This window comes from Streptomyces sp. NPDC001502 (genome assembly GCF_042894785.1).
GTDB lineage: Bacteria > Actinomycetota > Actinomycetes > Streptomycetales > Streptomycetaceae > Streptomyces > Streptomyces kutzneri.
The window spans coordinates 203,552-221,462 of record NZ_JBIAVW010000006.1; the positions used below are offsets into that span (position 1 = coordinate 203,552).

General features: G+C 72.0%; 13 protein-coding genes. 6 read left to right on the forward strand and 7 right to left on the reverse strand.

The features are described from left to right. The first annotated feature begins 56 nt into the window (after positions 1 to 56). Complete coding sequence (locus tag ACFY0D_RS12710; RefSeq protein ID WP_390798335.1) at positions 57 to 3,080, forward strand: alpha-mannosidase; 3,024 nt, start codon at positions 57 to 59, stop codon at positions 3,078 to 3,080. Positions 3,081 to 3,116: 36 nt separating this feature from the next. Here ACFY0D_RS12710 and ACFY0D_RS12715 read toward each other — a convergent pair whose 3' ends face one another. Continuing rightward, positions 3,117 to 4,451, reverse strand: coding sequence for an alpha/beta fold hydrolase (locus tag ACFY0D_RS12715; protein ID WP_390798336.1), 1,335 nt, complete (start codon positions 4,449 to 4,451; stop codon positions 3,117 to 3,119). Positions 4,452 to 4,669: 218 nt separating this feature from the next. On the opposite strand from ACFY0D_RS12715, the gene ACFY0D_RS12720 reads away from it, so the two are divergent. Together ACFY0D_RS12720 and ACFY0D_RS12725 are read left to right on the forward strand one after the other, a co-directional pair. Further along, positions 4,670 to 6,694, forward strand: coding sequence for an FAD-dependent oxidoreductase (locus tag ACFY0D_RS12720; RefSeq protein WP_390798337.1), 2,025 nt, complete (start codon positions 4,670 to 4,672; stop codon positions 6,692 to 6,694). Between the two features lie 46 nt (positions 6,695 to 6,740). Beyond that, entirely contained in the window at positions 6,741 to 7,154 is a 414-nt protein-coding gene (locus ACFY0D_RS12725; protein ID WP_189741936.1) for a PaaI family thioesterase, read from the forward strand. A 49-nt stretch (positions 7,155 to 7,203) separates the two neighbouring features. Here ACFY0D_RS12725 and ACFY0D_RS12730 read toward each other — a convergent pair whose 3' ends face one another. After that, positions 7,204 to 7,545 carry a hypothetical protein gene (locus ACFY0D_RS12730; protein WP_390798338.1) on the reverse strand — a complete coding sequence of 114 codons (342 nt, stop codon included), beginning with the start codon at positions 7,543 to 7,545 and terminating at the stop codon, positions 7,204 to 7,206. Positions 7,546 to 7,843: 298 nt separating this feature from the next. Here ACFY0D_RS12730 and ACFY0D_RS12735 point away from each other — a divergent pair, with 298 nt between their 5' ends. Further along, positions 7,844 to 9,151, forward strand: coding sequence for an MFS transporter (locus tag ACFY0D_RS12735; RefSeq protein WP_390798339.1), 1,308 nt, complete (start codon positions 7,844 to 7,846; stop codon positions 9,149 to 9,151). A gap of 53 nt (positions 9,152 to 9,204) precedes the next feature. Then, positions 9,205 to 9,657 carry an SRPBCC family protein gene (locus ACFY0D_RS12740; protein ID WP_390798340.1) on the forward strand — a complete coding sequence of 151 codons (453 nt, stop codon included), beginning with the start codon at positions 9,205 to 9,207 and terminating at the stop codon, positions 9,655 to 9,657. A 157-nt stretch (positions 9,658 to 9,814) separates the two neighbouring features. Here ACFY0D_RS12740 and ACFY0D_RS12745 read toward each other — a convergent pair whose 3' ends face one another. The 5 genes from ACFY0D_RS12745 to ACFY0D_RS12765 form a co-directional block, all read right to left on the reverse strand. Further along, on the reverse strand, positions 9,815 to 11,389 hold the full coding sequence (locus ACFY0D_RS12745) for an alpha/beta hydrolase (protein WP_390798341.1): 1,575 nt from the start codon (positions 11,387 to 11,389) through the stop codon (positions 9,815 to 9,817). Between the two features lie 193 nt (positions 11,390 to 11,582). Next, on the reverse strand, positions 11,583 to 12,197 hold the full coding sequence (locus ACFY0D_RS12750) for a hypothetical protein (protein ID WP_390798342.1): 615 nt from the start codon (positions 12,195 to 12,197) through the stop codon (positions 11,583 to 11,585). Between the two features lie 102 nt (positions 12,198 to 12,299). Beyond that, a complete protein-coding gene (locus ACFY0D_RS12755; RefSeq protein ID WP_390798343.1) occupies positions 12,300 to 13,415 on the reverse strand; it encodes an SCO0930 family lipoprotein in 1,116 nt (371 codons plus the stop codon). Between the two features lie 4 nt (positions 13,416 to 13,419). Further along, positions 13,420 to 14,871: an NADH-ubiquinone oxidoreductase-F iron-sulfur binding region domain-containing protein gene (locus ACFY0D_RS12760; protein ID WP_390798344.1), complete on the reverse strand. Its 1,452-nt coding sequence runs from the start codon at positions 14,869 to 14,871 to the stop codon at positions 13,420 to 13,422. Then, on the reverse strand, positions 14,868 to 15,719 hold the full coding sequence (locus ACFY0D_RS12765; protein ID WP_390798345.1) for a hypothetical protein: 852 nt from the start codon (positions 15,717 to 15,719) through the stop codon (positions 14,868 to 14,870). Before ACFY0D_RS12765 ends, ACFY0D_RS12760 begins: the two co-directional genes overlap by 4 nt. A 600-nt stretch (positions 15,720 to 16,319) precedes the next feature. On the opposite strand from ACFY0D_RS12765, the gene ACFY0D_RS12770 reads away from it, so the two are divergent. After that, positions 16,320 to 17,675, forward strand: coding sequence for a PucR family transcriptional regulator (locus tag ACFY0D_RS12770; protein WP_390798346.1), 1,356 nt, complete (start codon positions 16,320 to 16,322; stop codon positions 17,673 to 17,675). The last annotated feature ends 236 nt before the right edge of the window (positions 17,676 to 17,911 follow it).

The following is a 17,911-nucleotide window of genomic DNA, read 5'->3' on the forward strand; positions in this document are numbered from 1 at the left end:
CGAGACACGTCCGTACCGATACCTCCGCACCGACCACCCTCCCTGGAGCAGCAGTCATGCATGACGACCGCAGCATCACCGAGCACCGCCTCCGCCGGGTTCTCAAGGAGCGCGTCAAGCCCGCCGTCCACTCCCGCGCGGTCCCGCTGACCGTCGAGCGCTGGGAGGCCCCCGGCGAGCCCGTCCCCGTCGCCGAAGGACTCGCGGCGGGCTACGAGCCCTGCGCGATCGGCGACCCGTGGGGGCCGGCCTGGGGCACCACCTGGTTCAGGGTCACCGGCACGGTCCCCGAGGACTGGGCCGGCCGCACGGTGGAAGCCGTCCTCGACCTCGGCTTCGACCGGATGATGCCCGGGTTCCAGTGCGAGGGCCTGGTCCACCGGGCCGACGGCGGCGAGGTCAAGGCCCTCAACCCGTACAACGACTGGGTGCGCGTCGCCGACCGCGCCGAGGGCGGCGAGCAGGTCGAGTGGTACGTCGAGGCCGCCTCCAACCCGGTCCTGGTCGACCACGCGGCCACGTACGAGGGGGACCTGCCGACCAGCGGCGACCAGCCCCTGTACCGGCTCGCCCGGATGGAGCTCACCGTCTTCGAGACGGAGGTCTGGGAGCTGGTCCAGGACCTGGAGGTGCTCTACGACCTGATGACCCAGCTCGACACCGCCGACGCCCGCCGGCACGGGATCCTGCGGGCCCTCGGCGCGGCGCTGGACGCCCTCGACCTCGCCGACGTGCCCGGCACGGCGGCCGCCGCCCGCGGGTGTCTGGCCCGGGTGCTCGCCGTCCCGGCCAACGCCTCCGCGCACCGGATCAGCGCGGTCGGCCACGCCCACATCGACTCCGCGTGGCTGTGGCCGCTGCGCGAGACGGTCCGCAAGGTCGCGCGCACGGCCTCCAACATGGTCAACCTGATGGACCAGCACCCCGAGTTCGTCTTCGCGATGTCGCAGGCGCAGCAGCTCGACTGGATCAAGACGTACCGGCCCGAGCTCTTCGAGCGGGTCAAGAAGAAGATCGCCGACGGGCAGTTCGTGCCGGTCGGCGGCATGTGGGTGGAGTCCGACACCAACATGGTCGGCGGCGAGGCCATGGCCCGCCAGTTCCTCTACGGCAAGAAGTTCTTCCTCGACGAGTTCGGCATCGAGACGCAGAACGTCTGGCTCCCCGACTCCTTCGGCTACACCGCCGCGATGCCGCAGATCGTCAAGCTCTCCGGCTCCAAGTGGTTCCTGACCCAGAAGATCTCCTGGTCCCAGATCAACAGGTTCCCGCACCACACCTTCTGGTGGGAGGGCATCGACGGCACCCGCGTCTTCACGCACTTCCCGCCCGTCGACACCTACAACTCCGACCTCGGCGGCGCCCAACTGGCCCACGCCGCCCGCAACTACCGGGAGAAGGGCACCGGTTCGCGCTCGCTCGTCCCCTTCGGCTGGGGTGACGGCGGTGGTGGCCCCACCCGCGAACACCTCGCCCGCGCCCGCCGCCAGCGGGATCTCGAAGGTTCCCCGAGGGTCCGGATCGAGCGCCCGGACGCCTTCTTCGAGAAGGCCCACGCCGAGTACGCGGACGCGCCCGTCTGGGCCGGCGAGCTCTACCTGGAGCTGCACCGCGGCACCTACACCTCCCAGGCCAAGACCAAGCAGGGCAACCGGCGCAGCGAATCCCTGCTGCGCGAGGCCGAGCTGTGGGCAGCGACCGCCGCGGTGCGGGTCGCGGGGTACGCGTACCCGTACGAGGACCTGGAGCGGATCTGGAAGACGGTGCTGCTCCACCAGTTCCACGACATCCTGCCGGGCTCGTCCATCGCCTGGGTGCACCGCGAGGCGCGCGAGACGTACGCGGCGGTCCGCGAGGAACTCCAGGGGATCACCCTCGCCGCGCAGCAGGCGCTGGCGGGTCAGGGCACGGAGGAGCTCGTCTTCAACTGCGCCCCGCACGCCCGCCGCGGCGTTCCGGCCGGCGGGGCCGGCCGCCCGGCCCGGGCGGGGGAGCCGGTCACGGTGGAGGAGCGGCACGGCGGCGGGCACATCCTGGCCAACGGCCGGCTGCTGGTGGAGATCGACCGCCGCGGCCTGATCGTCTCCGTCTACGACCTGGAGGCGCGCCGCGAGACGGTCGCCCCGGGCGCCGCGGCGAACCTGCTCCAGATCCACCCCGACTTCCCGAACATGTGGGACGCCTGGGACATCGACGCGTTCTACCGCAACCGGGTCACCGACCTCGTGGAGCTGGACCGGCTGGAGGTGACCGGGAGCGGCCCGCGGGCGGCGACCGTACGCGTGACCCGGTCCTTCGGCCGGTCGGAGGCGGTCCAGCAGATCACCCTGCGGGCCGGCGCCAAGACGGTCGACATCGTCACGGAGGTGGACTGGCACGAGACGGAGAAGTTCCTCAAGGCCGCCTTCCCGCTGGACGTGAAGGCCGAACGGACCGCCTCCGAGACCCAGTTCGGGCACGTCCACCGGGCCACCCACACCAACACCTCGTGGGAGGCGGCCAAGTTCGAGATCTGCGCCCACCGCTGGATCCACGCGGAAGAGCCCGGCTGGGGGGTGGCGCTGCTCAACGACTCCACGTACGGGCACGACGTGACCCGGGACGTACGGGCCGACGGCGGCCAGACCACCACGGTCCGGCTCTCCCTGCTGCGCGCCCCGCGCTACCCCGACCCGGAGACCGACCAGGGCTCCCACACCCTGCGCTTCTCGCTCGCGCCCGGCGCCGGGATCGGGGACGCGGTCCGCGAGGGCCACGCGCTGAACCTGCCCGAGCGGGTGGTCCGCGGCGCGGGCCCGGTCGCCCCGCTGGTCGCCGTCGACGAGGACGCGGTGGTGGTCGAGGCGGTCAAGCTGGCCGAGGACCGCAGCGGTGACGTGATCGTCCGCGTCTACGAGTCCCGCGGCGGTCGCGCCCGGGCCACCCTCACCGCGTACTTCCCCGTGGCGGCGGCGGTCGAGAGCGATCTGCTCGAACGGCCTCTGGCGGGCACGGCGGTGGGGGTGCCCACCCCGGAGGGCCGGGTCCCGCTCACCCTGCGCCCGTTCCAGATCGTGACGGTCCGCCTGCACCGCGCCTGACCGCCGCCCGGGTGGGCCCCGGCGCCGGCCCGACCGTCAGGGCCGGCGCCCGCTCTCCAGTGCACTGCGCAGCTCGGCGAGGTGCTCGGTGTCCTCGGGGAGTCTCATCTGGCCGAGGACGGCGAGTGCCTCGGCGGGGTCGAGGTCGCCGTACACGTCGTGGTGGCTGTGCAGGATGCCCCGGAAGACCGCCTCGGCCAGCTCCGGGACCCGGGCCGCGGTCCGGTAGACCAGCTCCTTGGCCCGCCAGGGCACCGGTCCGGAGGATTCCAGCACGCGCCGGGCACGGCGCAGCATGGGCTCCGGGGAGTCCGGCCGCAGCTGCGTGAGGTCCTTGCCGAGGACCTCGGCGAAGACCCGCTCCGCGGTGTCGCCGTCCTCGAACCAGTCGACCCAGAGGGAGTAGACGATCGCCTCGCAGTGCGCCGGCGCGTCCAGCCGGCTGCGGTAGCCGTTCCAGAGCACGCGGGCCGTGTCCGGATCCGTGATGCCCTGGACGGCGGAGGCGATCTCGACGGTCACCCAGTACTCGTCGAGAAGGTCCACCAGACCGAAGCCGAGCCGCAGCCGCTGCCCGATGTCGAGGGAGTCGTCCCCGAGGGCAGCCGCGGCCCACCGGTGGGCGACCTCGTTCGAGGTGAGGCGGCCCTCCTCGGACTCCCCGTCCGTCCAGGTGTCCTCGCCGGTCCGGACCACGCCCCGCTCGGCCAGCCAGAGCCGGGCCGACTCGCTGTCGGGCAGCTCGTCGAGGAACTCCACGACCGCCCGCACGAACTCCTCCGGCTCGGCCGCGTGGACGGGTCGTCCCACGGGGAACGGGGTCAGCCGAGCGTCGGGTATCCGGCGGGCCATCTCCGCGATGCGGTCCTGCCAGAAGGGGCTCGTGGGGCCGCCCGACAGCACCAGGGTCCGTGCGGTGATCCGCCGGAACCTGTCCAGCTCGTCGGGAGCGGGCTCGCCCTCCACCGTGTACCAGTCCATTTCCGAATGCTCGGGCCGTACCAGCCCAGGGGGGCTCGGGGGATCCACCTCCTCCAGGATCAGCCGGGCCACCCGCCAGGGCTGGGCCTGCGCGACCAGGTAGGCCACTTCGCCGTCGATCCTGTACCCGGCGAGGTCCACCCGGTCGAGGCCGAGGGCGTCCAGGAGGCCGAGCACTTCGTCGCGCATCACCGTCGGCCACTCGCGGGCCGCCGGGCCGCGGCTGTTCACGTCAGGGGTGTACACCCGGCGCTTGCGCGCGAGTTCGTCCCGCAGCGGCGCCCAGTCGCCCTGCGCGGGCAGCAGCACCAGCGGATCGCCGTCCGCGGGCCCTGCCACCTGGTACTCGAACGGGAGGCCGTTCACGATCACGGAGCGGTTTTCGATCATCCGGCCGACGGTACCGGCCCCGGCCGTCCGCCGGCCGAGGCCCGGGCCGCGCCGCCGGCGTGAACTCCGCCACAAGGTTGCGGGCTGTCCGCGCCCCGGCCCTGGGATTTCGGGGGCGGATGGTCCCCGACCGCCCTCTTTGGTTATGCACTTAGTTGCAAAACCTGCCTCCCCTCGCTAGAACAGGTTCATCACCCCCGCGCGAGGAGGCGCCCCTCATGAGTTCCCAGAGCCGGTACCCGCACCTGCTGAGCCCCCTGGACCTCGGCTTCACCACCCTGCCGAACCGCGTGATCATGGGCTCGATGCACACCGGCCTCGAAGAGCACCAGGGCGGTTTCGAGCGGCTCGCCGCCTTCTACGCCGAGCGCGCCCGCGGTGGCGCCGGCCTGATCGTCACCGGCGGCATCTCCCCGAACGACGCCGGCCGCCCCTTCGAGGGAGGCTCCCGCCTCACCACCGAGGACGAGGCCGCCGAGCACCGGGTGATCACCGAGGCCGTACACGCCGAGGGCGGGAAGATCGCGATGCAGATCCTCCACTTCGGCCGCTACGCCTACCACAAGGACCTGGTGGCCCCCAGCGCCATCCAGGCCCCCATCAGCCCCTTCGTCCCGAACGAGCTCACCGACATCGAGGTCGAGCGCACCGTCGAGGACTTCGTGCGCGCCGCCCGCCTCGCCAAGCTCGCGGGCTACGACGGCGTCGAGATCATGGGCTCCGAGGGCTACCTGGTCAACGAGTTCATCGCCGCCGCGACGAACAAGCGCACCGACCGCTGGGGCGGCGCGTACGAGAACCGCGTCCGCTTCCCGCTGGAGATCGTCCGGCGCACCCGCGCGGCCGTCGGTGAGGACTTCATCCTCATCTACCGCCTCTCCATGCTCGACCTCATCCCCGGCGGCTCCACCCTCGACGAGGTCGTCCACCTCGCCAAGGAGATCGAGGCGGCCGGCGCCACCATCATCAACACCGGCATCGGCTGGCACGAGGCCCGCATCCCCACCATCGCCACCTCCGTCCCGCGCGGCGCCTACACCTGGGTCACCAAGCGGCTGATGGGCGCGGTGTCCGTCCCCCTCGTCACCAGCAACCGCATCAACACCCCGGAGATCGCCGAGGAGCTGCTCGCCGACGGCCGCGCCGACCTGGTCTCCCTGGCCCGCCCCTTCCTGGCCGACGCCGACTTCGTCGCCAAGGCCGCGGCCGGCCGCTCCGAGACCATCAACACCTGCATCGGCTGCAACCAGGCCTGCCTCGACCACACCTTCAGCGGCAAGATCACCAGCTGCCTGGTCAACCCGCGCGCCTGCCACGAGACCGAGCTCGTCCTGTCCCCGACGCGGACCAAGAAGCGCGTCGCCGTCGTCGGAGCCGGTCCCGCCGGTCTCGCCTGCTCGGTCTCCGCCGCCGGCCGCGGCCACGCCGTCACCCTCTTCGAGGCCTCCGGCCACATCGGCGGCCAGCTCGACGTCGCCCGCCGCATCCCCGGCAAGGAGGAGTTCGAGGAGACCATCCGCTACTTCGGCACCCAGCTCGTGGAGTCCGGCGTCGAGGTCCGCCTGAACACCCGCGCCGACGTGGAGACCCTCCAGGGCTACGACGAGGTCGTCATCGCCACCGGCGTCACCCCGCGCACCCCGGACATCGAGGGCGTCGACCACGCCAACGTCGTCAACTACCTCGACGTGCTGCGCGACGGAGCCCCCGTCGGCGAGCGCGTCGCCGTCGTCGGCGCCGGCGGCATCGGCTTCGATGTCGCCGAGTTCCTCACCGACAGCGGCGAGGGCGCCTCCCAGGACCCCGACGTCTACTTCCGCCACTGGGGCGTGGACACCACGTACGCCGGCCCCGGCGGGCTCACCGCCCCCGAGCGCCCCGCGACGCCGCGCCAGGTCCACCTCCTCCAGCGCAAGGCCACCAAGGTCGGCGCGGGGCTCGGCACCACCACCGGGTGGATCCACCGCGCGGAGCTCAAGCACCGGGGCGTCGTCTCGGTCGCGGGAGCCACGTACGACCGCATCGACGACCAGGGCCTGCACATCACCGTCGGCGGCGAACAGCACCTCGTGCCCGCCGACACGGTGGTCCTGTGCACGGGCCAGGAGCCGCGCCGCGACCTGTACGAGGCCCTGCGCGCGGCGGGCGTCGAAGCCCACCTGATCGGCGGCGCAGACGTGGCGGCCGAGCTCGACGCCAAGCGGGCCATCCGGCAGGGCACGGAACTGGCCGCCGGCCTCTGACCGGAAGGGGATTGTGGCGGTCCGGCCGGACCGCCACAATCTCCCGGTGACGATCTCACCGGCAGACGCAGACAAGATCCTTACCGACAACTTCGCCCCCTGGGTGCTCGCCCTCGGACTGACCGTCCAGGAGACCGGGGAGCGGCACGCCGTACTGCGGCTGCCCTGGTCCGACGAGCTCGCCCGGGACGGCGGCGGCCTCTCGGGCCAGGCCATGATGGCGGCCGCCGACACGGCCACCGTCATCGCGATCTCCGCCGCCCGCGGCACCTACGGTCCGATGACCACCGTCCAGCAGTCCACCAGCTTCCAGCGGCCGGTGGTCGGGGCCGACGTACTGATCCACGTACGGGTGACCAAGCTCGGCAAGCGGATGGCCTTCGCCGACATCACCCTGACCCCCGAAGGCGCCGAGGACCCGGCGGCCACGGCCTCCACCGTGTACGCCCTGCTCGGCTAGCACCTTCACGGCGAAGCCCCCGTCGGCCGCGCGCCGGCGGGGGCTTCGCTCAGATCTGCCCGTGCACACCCTTCCCGTGCCCGCAGCGCACCCGAGGGGATCCCGAGCCGAGATCAGGACCGGTGTGATCGATGAAGGTGTTCACGCAGGGCTCGTGGTTGTTGCCCCGGTAGCGCATACAGAGGCAGAAGTGCGGAGTCGGCGGCGGATCCAGCTCACCCATGCAGCGGTCCGCCGAGAACAGGGCGCGCTCCTCGGGCAGCAGCTCCGTACCGGCCCTCCGCAGGATCGCCACCGCCTCACGCTGGGCGCCGACGATCAGCGCCGCCGCTTGCGCCAGCGCCTTCGTATCCGCTTCGGTCCGCTGCTTCGGCTGCGCGTCGTCGGACACCCAGGGCCCTCCTTCGAGTGGTCGAGGCCAACGTCGTACCAGACCGCCGACGGGCGGCGGGGCGGCGCGCGCGGGCCCGGGTCGCACGGCCGCCCCGACTTCCGCCGGTCGGAGCAGCCGGAGGGTGGCCGCTGTCGGCGGCCACCGCCGGGACCAGGGGTGTCGGGGGAAAACACGTTGGCGGGCGGCGGACCGGCTCGCCTACGCTCGCGCCATCGGCCGTCCACCAAGGCGGCCGGCGGGAACGGGGGAGCAGGACATCTCGGCGGAATCCAGGACCTACGACGCGGTACCGCCGTTGCGGCGGAACAGGGACTTCACCGTCTTCTGGCTCGGCCAGGCGCTGTCCGTGCTCGGCGGGTCCGTCTCGATGCTCGCGCTTCCCCTGCTCGTCCTCGACGCCACCGGATCCATCGTCCAGATGGGCCTGGTCACGGTCGTCTCCGCCGCCACCGCCATCGGCACGGGGGTCTTCGCCGGATACGTGGTGGACCGGGTGGACCGCCGCAGGCTCATGATCGTCTGCGATCTGGTGCGGGCCGTGCTGCTCGGCGCGGTCCCGCTCGTCTGGTGGGTCGCCGGGCCGCAGATCTGGCTGCTGTACGTGCTGACCGCGCTCACCGCAGTACTGCGGACGCTCTTCGACGTCGCGTACGTGACGGCCATCCCCAATCTGGTGCGTACGCAGGACCTCACGGCCGCGAACGGACGGCTGATGGGCACCTTCGCCCTCGGGAGCCTGCTCGGGCCGGTGGTGGCCGGCTTCCTGACGGCCGGAGTGGGCGCGGACTGGGCACTGGCCCTGGACGGGGCGACCTTCCTGGTCTCCGCCGCGAGCCTGGGGTGGGTGCGGTTCACCGCGCGCCCGGCCGGGGAAGGCGCGGACAGGGCGACGGACGAGCCCGGGGACAGGGCGGGAGCCGGGGGCGGGGCCGGGGTGTTCCGGGAGATGTTCGTGGTCGGCTTCCGTTTCCTGTGGAGCCACCCGCTGCTGCGCCCGCTCACCGTAGGGCTCACCCTGCTGACCTTCGTCACCATGGGCGCCACCGACCTGCTGATCTACCGGGTCCAGCACGACCTCGGCCGGGACGCGGCCACCCTCGGCTACGTGATCGCCGCCGGCGGGGCCGGGTCGGTCGCCGCGGCCCTGAGCGCGGGGCGGCTGCGCCGGCTCTTCGGGTTCGGCACGTGCTGGCTCGCCTCGATCGCGATGATCGCCGTCGGGGTGACGGTGACGGGCGTCAGCCGCAGCGTGCCGGTGATCGCCGTACTGAGCGCCGTCTCCATGTTCGGGATGACCCTGGGCGGGATCTGCAGCATGACCCTGCGCCAGGAAGTGACCCCGGACCACCTGCTCGGCCGAGTCACGTCCGCCTTCTGGACCGTGCACAACGCCTCGGGCCCGGTGGGCGCGGCCGTGCTCACTCTGCTGGCCGCCCGGCACGGGGTCCCGGCGGTCAGCCTGGCGGGCGGGGCGCTGTGCCTGCTGATCCTCGGCGGCGGGCTGCTGACCCCGCTGCGCGGCAGCCGGGCGGGCGCTGCGCCTGCCGGGCCCGCCGCCGCCCCGGACCAGGAGCCGGCCGCCGGGCCGTCGGCGCGCGCGTAGGGTGCCGGTCTGGGATCGTGGATCAGAGGTAGTAGCCGCACCGAGGAGCCCATATGTCCGGACAGTTCGAGGCGAGTGTCGAGATCGACCGACCGGTGGAGGCGGTGTTCGCCTACCTCGCGGACGGTCGGCACGACCCCGAGTTCAGCCCGCGCGTCCAGGAGATCACCAAGACCCCGGACGGCCCCACGGCCCTCGGCACGGTCTTCCGGAGCACGGTCAAGGACGCCGGGATGAAGACCGGCCGTGAGTTCCGCATCGTCGGCCTGGAACCGCCGCACCTGGTCCGCTGGACGGAGCAGAGCCGCAACCTCGTCACGGCGGAGGGCGGCTACGACCTCGAATCCCTCCCCGGCGGCCGCACCCGCGTCCGCATCTTCAACACACTCGAAGGCCACGGCCTCGGCAAGCTGCTCGTCGGCCTCGCGGCCGGTGCGGCCCGCAAGGACGCCCCCGACTTCGGCCGCCGCATCAAGGCGGCCGCCGAGGCATCCATCGCTCCCTGAGGGCTGTCCGGCCCCCCACCCCTGACGCGTTCCTCGTCTCCTCCCGCCGTCGGAACCGGCTGCGGAACCTGCCCGGGCCGAGGCCTCGGGCAGGTTCCGCAGGTCGATGCGTGGTGCTACGTGCGGGGCACGCCCCGGAGTCCGTGTCCGGGTGGTGTCAGAACCGGCCGGGGGAGGACGGGAACGGCAGCGGCTTCGCGGGCGCCGCCGATTCGCGCCGCTCGGCAGCGGCCGGCGGGTTCTGGCAGGTCACGTCCTGGGCGGGCAGCTTGCCCGTGACCAGGTACGCGCTCACCAGGGCGTTGGCACAGGAGGTGGGGTCGGACAGGTACACGCCGTGGCCCTCACCGCCCGCCGCCAGCACCATCCGCGAGCCCCTGAGGGCCTTGTGCAGGCCCTGGCCGCTCACCAGCGGCGTCTGGGAGTCCCACTCGTTCTGCACCGTCAGCACGTTCGCCCGCTTGTGCATCGGCGTGGCCGCCTCGACCGGCCGGTCCCAGAAGGCGCACGGCTTGATGTTGGACGCGAAGTCCCCGTAGAGCGGGTACTTGGCCTTGTCCTTCACCGCGTCGCGCTCGTACTGCTCGGTGTAGCGCGGCCAGCTGCCGGTGTCCCCGCACGCCACGGCCCAGAACACGGCGGTGCCGTTGTCCGACGCGGGCTCGGCCGTCGCGCCGCCCGTCAGCAGCCCCTTGAGCTCCGCCGGGGTCGTGCCCGCGGGCAGCGGCCCGCCCTCGGCCGCTGCCTTCAGGGCCACGATCATCGGGGTGGCCTGCGCCGGGTAGAAGAACACCCCGCGCGTGGAGCGGATCATGTCCCCGTCGACCTTCATGCCCTCGAACTCGAACGGCTCCTTGTCGGCGCGCGCCACCAGTTCCCAGAACGTCTCGGACACGGCCTTCGGGGTGTCGCCCAGCTTGTACTCCGCCGACCGCTGCGCCGCCCACTGCGTCCACCGCGCGAAGGCGGGCTCGGCCTCGGTGGCCCAGACCTGGATCATGCCGCGCCAGATCCGCTGCGGGTCCACGCCGCTGTCGAGCACGAAGCGGTCCGTGCGGTCCGGGAACATCTGCGAGTAGACCGCGCCGAGGTAGGTCCCGTACGAGTAGCCCAGGTAGGAGAGCTTGCGCTCGCCGAGGACCGCACGGATCGTGTCCATGTCCCGCGCCGTGTTGCGGGTGGTGATGTACGGAAGCACCGAACCGGCCTTCTCGCGGCACTTGTCGGCGACGGTGCGCGCCCAGGTCACGTCGGAGCCGAAGGTCTCCGGACGGTAGGCGCGGTTGAAGTTCTGCTCGGTGTCGGTCAGTCCGCAGGTGATCGGGCTGCTGGCGCCCACCCCGCGCGGGTCGAAGCCGATGAGGTCGTAGCTCTCCCGTACGTCCTTCGGCATCGCCGGGCTCATCAGCAGCGGCAGGTCGAGGCCGGAACCGCCCGGGCCCCCGGGGTTCAGCAGCATGGCGCCGTGCCGCTTGGCCGGGTTCTCGCTCTTGATCCGGGATATGGCGAGGTCGATCGTGCGCCCGTCGGGACGCCGGTAGTCGAGCGGGACCTTGAGCGTCGCGCACTCGTACGAGGCCGGCTGCTCGGGGCTGCAGCGGTGCCATGCGGGTTTCTGCCGAAGGTGGTCGGCGGCCGGGGCGGCGGAGGCCTGGGCCGCGGACAGCAGGGGCACGGTGGTGGCGATGAGTCCGGCGGCGGCGAGCAGCGGTGCGAGGCGTTTCAGGCGCACTGACCCGTTCCTTTCGGTGAAGTCGCTTACGCGTCCACCTTGTTGCACCCGGCGCCCGGCCGAATCATCCCGAGGGTTCGTGCCCTGTGCTCCTCACGAACGAGCCGACAACCGGACAGGTGGCCGACACGCCGCAGTCGGCCCCCGGTCGTGCGTGCCGGGGGCCGACGTGTGCGCGGTTTCAGGAGCGGCCTCAGTGGCCGCCACCCTGGCCGCCGTCGTGCCCGCCCTCGTGGCTGCCACCGTGTGTCTCGCCGGGCGTCGCACCGGGTGTCGCACCGGGTGTCCCGCCGACTGCTGCTCCCGGCGTCCCGCCGGGCGTTGCCCCCGGCGTCCCGCGGTGTGCGTCGCCGTGCGTGTCGCCGGCTTCCAGGTTGCCGCCGAGTCGTCCGCGCAGCGTGGTCAGGGCTTCCTCCGTCGGCGCGGTGACGACCCATCGGTCGCCGACCAGATAGAGGCCGCCGTACATCCGGGCCTCGGTCAGCCAGGAGCGCAGTCCCTGCTCGGCGGTGAAGGTGACCATGCGGTAGACGACCTGCCCGGCCTGGCACCCGCCTTGGCGCAACTCCTCGGCCTCCACGTTCACTTCGGCGGTACAGCCGATAGCCGTGGCGATCTGCTCCAGGGAGGTCCCGGGCGCCGCCGCCGCGGGCGCCGCGGTCGGCGAGGCCCCGGCCGAGGTGTGCTGCGCCGCCGCCTTCGAGGAGCAGCCCCCGCACAGCAGCGCGGCGACACACACCGCCGCGACGGCCGGAAGTGACGGGCGGATCCGCCGGATCCGGCGGGTGCTGCGGTCGGTGGACGGCATGGTGACCTCTCTGGCTGATCGGGGAGGAGCCGTGGCGCCCGGGCGGGGAGGTACCCGGGCACCACGCGTTTCAGGGGCGGATCGGCGGGCCGCGGACAGGTGCTAGCCGACGACCTTCGCTTTCTTGCCCTTGTCGGTGATGGCGAACCAGAGGCCCTTGTTGTTGTGCCCGGTGGTGTCCCCGGGTTCCTTGTCACCGGTGAAGGTGTAGACCGGCCAGCAGTCGATCGTCAATTGCTCGCTTCCGTCAGGCCGCTTCACCTTTCCAATCAATTCCGGGGCGATTCCGTTTACCTTGTCCTTTTCGACGGGCTTGGCAGGCTTCCAGGTGTCCGTGCAGGCGTCCACGCAGCCGATCTTCATCGGCCAGGCGCTGTCCTTGTCGAACCGGTAGAGCGTCTTGCCCTCCCCGTCCTCGACGAGGGTTCCGAGCTGGGGGTTCTGCACGGCGGTGAGTTCGCCGCCCTTCGCCGCCGCGTCCGCCTTCTCCTCCTTCTCCTTCTCCGCCCCGGCGCCCGTGCCCTTGCTCGCCCCGGCCGGCTTGCCGCCCGGGCCCAGTACGTGCCAGGTGCCGCCGACCCCCTCGCCGAGCGCGTCGCCTGCCTTGGCGTCCTTGGAGTAGCGGTACACGGGCCATCCGGCGAGCGTGAGCTGCTTGGTGCCGTCGGCCCGTTCGACGGAGCCGAGGAGCGCCGCGTCGATGCCCGCGCTGACCGAGGCGTCGTCCGCGGACACCGCGGGCCAGGCCGCGGCGCAGTCCCCCTCGCAGTTGGACTTGGGCGGCTTCGGCGTGTCCTTGTCGAACCGGTAGAGCGTGAAGCCCTCGCTGTCGGTGACCCCGGGTCCCAGGCCCTGGACCTCGCTCACCTTCAGCTGTCCGGCCGGGCCGCTCTTGCCGGCGGCGCCCGCCGGGGCGGCCCCCGAACCGCTTCCGTACGGGTCGCCGTAGCCGGATCCGGCCTGTTTGCTGTCACCCACCGGCTGTACTGCCGGCGCCTTTCCCCCGTAATTGTCGGAGCTTCCGCATGCGGCTGTCGTCATCATCAGTACCGCGACCGCTGACCCGGCGAATATCTCACGACGCTTTATCTTCACGATCTCTCCTTCAGGTTCGGTTCCGCGTTTCCTTGCCCCCGGTAATTGATACGGGGCCGGGAGGGTTGGGAGCGGATATCCCCGGGAATTTGTCAGATCGCGCCAACATTGAACCCGGGGCATTGGTTCAGTCCTGGATGCGCAGCGCGAGGGCCGGGCAGCGCCGTACCGCGCGCTGCGCCTTCTGCCGCAACTGGCGGGGCACGGCCATGGACGCCTCCGCCGGGAAGCCGTCCAGGTCGAGGCGGACCACATCGGGCAGGACGTCCACGCACAGCCCGTGGCCTCTGCAGAGGGTCCAGTCGACCAAGAGCCGCTCCGGACTCTCGTCGTCCTCAAGCAGCGGAAGGGCGCCCAGCACCCGTCTGCCGCAACCGCTGCCGAGCGCGTGGTCGCGGAACTCGTCCGGGAAGGTCCTGAGCGCCGAGGCGACGAAGGCCGAGGTGCCGTCTGGATGGCTGCACGCGCCGCGTTTCAGCACCGCCTTCATCCGGAGCTCCAGCATCTCCAGGGCGGGTCTGCCCCCGCCCCGGATGGCTTCGTCCAGTACGTCGGCGATGGCGGGTAGCCCGCGTACGCAGGGGCCGCACTGGCCGGCCGACTCCTTGGCCAACCAACGGGTCACGCGCGCCACTTCGCCGGCCGGGCAGGTGTCCATGGGCAGCGGCAGCACCGCCCCCGCCCCCAGCCGCGCGCCGAGCCGGTCGAGGGACTCGCGTGAGATCTCGGCGGCACGCGCGGATGCCGGATCGAGCCATTTGCCGTGATAGCCGCCGACCAGGACACCCTGACCCGGATCGGTGCCGCACAGTTCCAGGATGTAGGAGAGCGCGGCCCCGCTCGGCGTCTCGACGACCGTGTTGCCCGCGACCGTCAGCATGATGGTGCCCGGCTCGCTGGGCAGGCCGGTCGCACGGAAGTCCAGCGCGCCGAGCCGGGCGGCGACGGCGAGCTGCGCGAAGGTCTCGGTGTTGGAGAAGAGAGTCGGCACGCCGTTCAGGCCCCGGTCACTGGTGCGCACCTTCTGGCCGGAGGGCAGCGTCGGCCCGCCGTTGAGGCCGTTCACGTGCGCCGTGCTCTCGCCGGTCACGAAGCGCTCGGGGAGCAGTTTGATCTGCACCCGGCGCCCTGCCGGGCCGCGTTCGGCAACGGCCTCCCGCAGTGACTGCTCCACGTCCCTCCGGGTGACGCCCACCACGACGTCCTCGGAGTTCAGCGCGGCGGCGGCCAGCAGGGCCCCGTCGAGCACCAGATGGGGGGTGTGCAGCAGCAGCGCGGTGTCTTTGAGGCAACTCGGCTCGCCCTCACTGCCGTTGACGACGACGGCGGTCTGTCCGTCCCCGGCGCGGGCCGACCGCATCACGGAGCGCAGTTTCTTGGCGAACGGGAAGCCCGCGCCGCCGCGACCGCGGAGGTCGATGTTCTCGGCGAGGTCGACGAGTTCCTCCGGCCGGTAGCGGGGCATTTGGCCGTGTGTCGTCAGATGGGCCACGCGGTCGAGCCGCGCGGCCTGGTCGAGCCCGGCCAGCAGCCGGGGAGCGCCCACGCAGCCGAGGCTGGGGCGCGTCTCACCGCTCACAGCCACTGATCCCGGCTGATGAGCGTCTCGGCGTCAGCTGCTGTGCCGGCGCGGCTCGGCGCGTAGACGGCGGTGCGCGGAGGTTCGTTGTTCAGGGGCGGTCGGTCGCTCAGGGCCGGCCGGTCGGGCCGGGGCGGCTGGGCCTGGTTCGCGGTCACGGCTGCCGCTGCCGGACGCGAGCCGCGCCTCTGTCGGGGCACGCCGCCCTTGACGGGCTCCTGCGCCACGGGCTGGGGGACAGGCGGCACGAAGACGGCCGCTTCGCGCATCCGGCTCCTGACCCGGAACACGAGTACACCCACGATGCCGAGCAGGGCCAGCGCGTACGCGGACGTGACCCAGGGGGCGGCCGCGCGGCCCGACTTCAGGCCGTGCACCAGTGAGGCGCCCCAGGCCGGATAGGCGCCGAAGTGCAGGACCCGCCACCACGCCGAGCCGCTCCTGGTGTTGAACACGCTGCGCACCGCGCCGGAGATGGCCACCGCAATGAAGAGGTATCCGGCCAGACTGCCGAGCCCGACCAGGACGGGCCTGGTGGCGTCAGTGAACGGCACGGCCGCGGACGCCGCGGTCGTCCGCTGCCCCGCGACCTTGATCCAGATGTGCAGGGCGAGGAAAAGGAGCCCTGCGACGGCGAGCCCGCGGTGCGCACCCTGGGCGAGCAGCCGGTGCCCCGAACCGAGGATGACCCGGTCGGTCGCGGCCAGTCCCCAAAGGACGGTAGCGGTGAGCGAGACGAGCGAGAGCACGCCTGCTCCGAAATCGAGGAAGGCCCATAGTTGGGTGAAGGCGCCCGCTCGGGCAGCCACGGTGACGAGCACGATGGCCGCGCCGACGGCGCAGAGCACGCCGGGGCTCAGCCTGCCGTCCTTGGGAAGGAGGGAGGGCCGCCGGACGGCCCTCCGTCCGGCAGCCGCAGCCGCAGCCGAGGCATGGCGGTTCTTGCGGCGTGCCCTGTGTGAGCTGGGCATTCGAGGCTGGGGCAGGGGCATCCAGGTCTCCTGTGCGCCTGGGCATCCGAGCACTCCACCTGGCGCTCGGTACCCGGGGGTCGTTGTCGTCGTACCCGGCAGCGCTGTGAAACTCCGCGCCGGCCGAGGGAACTTGGGGCCGGAGTGCAGCAGCATCGTGGAGCTGCACAGCAGCTCCACAGGTTTTATCGAAACGTGATAATTTCTCGCACCGCGTCTCCGGCGCGTCGAACAACACCGGAAGATTCCCCTCCAGCGGGGGTTGCGACAGGCCACCGCGCCGACCGTCACCTACGCGTCCCCGACGGTAAAAGAACGGCAAAACAACGGGACCGTAAGTGGTCGGACCTCTCCAGGAGGGAGTACGAGGGCCGCAACTCTCGCGTCAGACACGGATGTTGACGTGAGGGGCAACCTCGGCGGGCTTGTCGCTCTTCCCCCCTGACAAGCCTCACCCCGGCACGAACGAGGAAAACGATGTGTGAACTTCTGAACCGCATCTGGTCCCGCCCGCGTGGCGAGTGGACGCGCGTCCTGCGCAGGGAACTCCCCTCGCTGGCCGCCGAGATAGTGGAGGAGCTTCTGCATGGAATTCCGGAATTTTCCGCACTTATCGATGACAACGATGCCATTGATGACGAGTTGTTCCGGCAGCGGGTGGAAGAGGCACTCCTCACCGTCCTCGGCTACCAGGAACAGCCCCGGGAACAAGCACCGGACGAGCACGATGAACAGGCCGAGAGCGAGGACGAGATCGAGAACCAGATCGAGGTCGAGAGCCAGTTCGACAGCAAGGTCGAGCACGGGATCGAGGTCGGGATCGCGGCCAGGGCCGAGTACGAGGTCACACACGAGGGCCGGCACGAAGGTCTCCGCGAGGCTCCCAACGAGGCCCGCAACGAGGGTCTTCGCGAAGGCCACCGCGAAGGTCTCCGCGAGGTCCGCAACGAAGGTCTGCGCGAGGTCCGTAATGAAGGTCTGCGCGAGGCCCGGCGCGGAAGCCGGCACGAGGCCCGGCAGGAAGGCATCCGCGAGATGGACCGGGCGCGGCATGACCTCTTCAAGACGCTCACCGATGACAGGGACGCATCCGAGATGTCCCTCAGCGAGCTCGCGGAGGCGGCCGGCTGGCCCCTCCCGCTCGCCGTACGGGCCATCGTGCCCGCCACGCCCGGCGAGACCCAGCAACTCGCCGCCGTACTGGACCACTGCCTCGTCGGCATGTTCGCGGGCCGTCCGTGCCTGCTCGTCCCCAGCCCCGAGCCGGACACCCGCGCCCCGCTGGAACACCTGCTGCGCGGCCGGTTCGCGGCCGTGGGCCATGCCGTCCCGCTCCGCGACACCGCCTCCTCACTGCGCTGGGCGCTGCGCCTGGCCGCACTGACGCCCGCCCGTCCCGGCCAAGAGGTCCGGCCCGTCTTCGTCGACGACCACCTCTCGACCCTGTTGCTCCTTCAGGACGAGCCCCTGGCCCACGCGCTGGCCGCCCGGTGGCTGCGTCCGCTGGCCGACCTGACCCCCCGCCAGAGCGAGCGGCTGGAGGTGACGCTGCTCGCCTGGCTGGAGGGCGGCGGAGCCCCCGAGGCCGCCAAGGCGCTGAGTGTGCACCCGCAGACCGTGCGTTACCGCATGCGTCAGCTGGAGAAGCTCTTCGGGACCGGCCTGCGGGACCCCCGTACACGATTCGAACTGGAGATGGCCCTGCGCAGCCGCCGGCTGATGGCCCAGGTCCGGCGTCAGCACTCCCGGGTCGGCCGCCGGGCCGCCCGCGTGATCCAGGCGGACTTCACCCCCCTGGTCGTCGGACGGATGGCTCGCGTCAACGGCCTCTGACAACAACCGCGAACAGCCCGGCCCGGCCCCGAATCACGGGGCCGGGCCGGGCTGTTTCGTGTGTGCGCCACCGGGCGGGGGTGCGTGTCCTGGGGTGTGCGCCGCCGGGCCGGGCTATGTCATGTCAAGCGGTGCGCGACCGGTGCGTGATCGGTGCGGGCCGCGGTGGTGCCGTGCGGTGCGCGAGCCGTCCGGGCCGGCCGGGTGTCGCGCGATGTGCGACCGGTGCGGGCCGG

What these genes read in the sequence shown, in the direction of transcription:
- ACFY0D_RS12720 (WP_390798337.1), top strand. Translation starts at nt 4,670, where the DNA reads ATGAGTTCCCAGAGCCGGTACCCGCACCTGCTGAGCCCCCTGGACCTC.
- ACFY0D_RS12710 (WP_390798335.1), top strand. Translation starts at nt 57, where the DNA reads ATGCATGACGACCGCAGCATCACCGAGCACCGCCTCCGCCGGGTTCTC.
- ACFY0D_RS12770 (WP_390798346.1), top strand. Translation starts at nt 16,320, where the DNA reads ATGTGTGAACTTCTGAACCGCATCTGGTCCCGCCCGCGTGGCGAGTGG.
- ACFY0D_RS12755 (WP_390798343.1), bottom strand. Translation starts at nt 13,415, where the DNA reads ATGCCCCGGGTTCAATGTTGGCGCGATCTGACAAATTCCCGGGGATAT.
- ACFY0D_RS12750 (WP_390798342.1), bottom strand. Translation starts at nt 12,197, where the DNA reads ATGCCGTCCACCGACCGCAGCACCCGCCGGATCCGGCGGATCCGCCCG.
- ACFY0D_RS12740 (WP_390798340.1), top strand. Translation starts at nt 9,205, where the DNA reads ATGTCCGGACAGTTCGAGGCGAGTGTCGAGATCGACCGACCGGTGGAG.
- ACFY0D_RS12715 (WP_390798336.1), bottom strand. Translation starts at nt 4,451, where the DNA reads ATGATCGAAAACCGCTCCGTGATCGTGAACGGCCTCCCGTTCGAGTAC.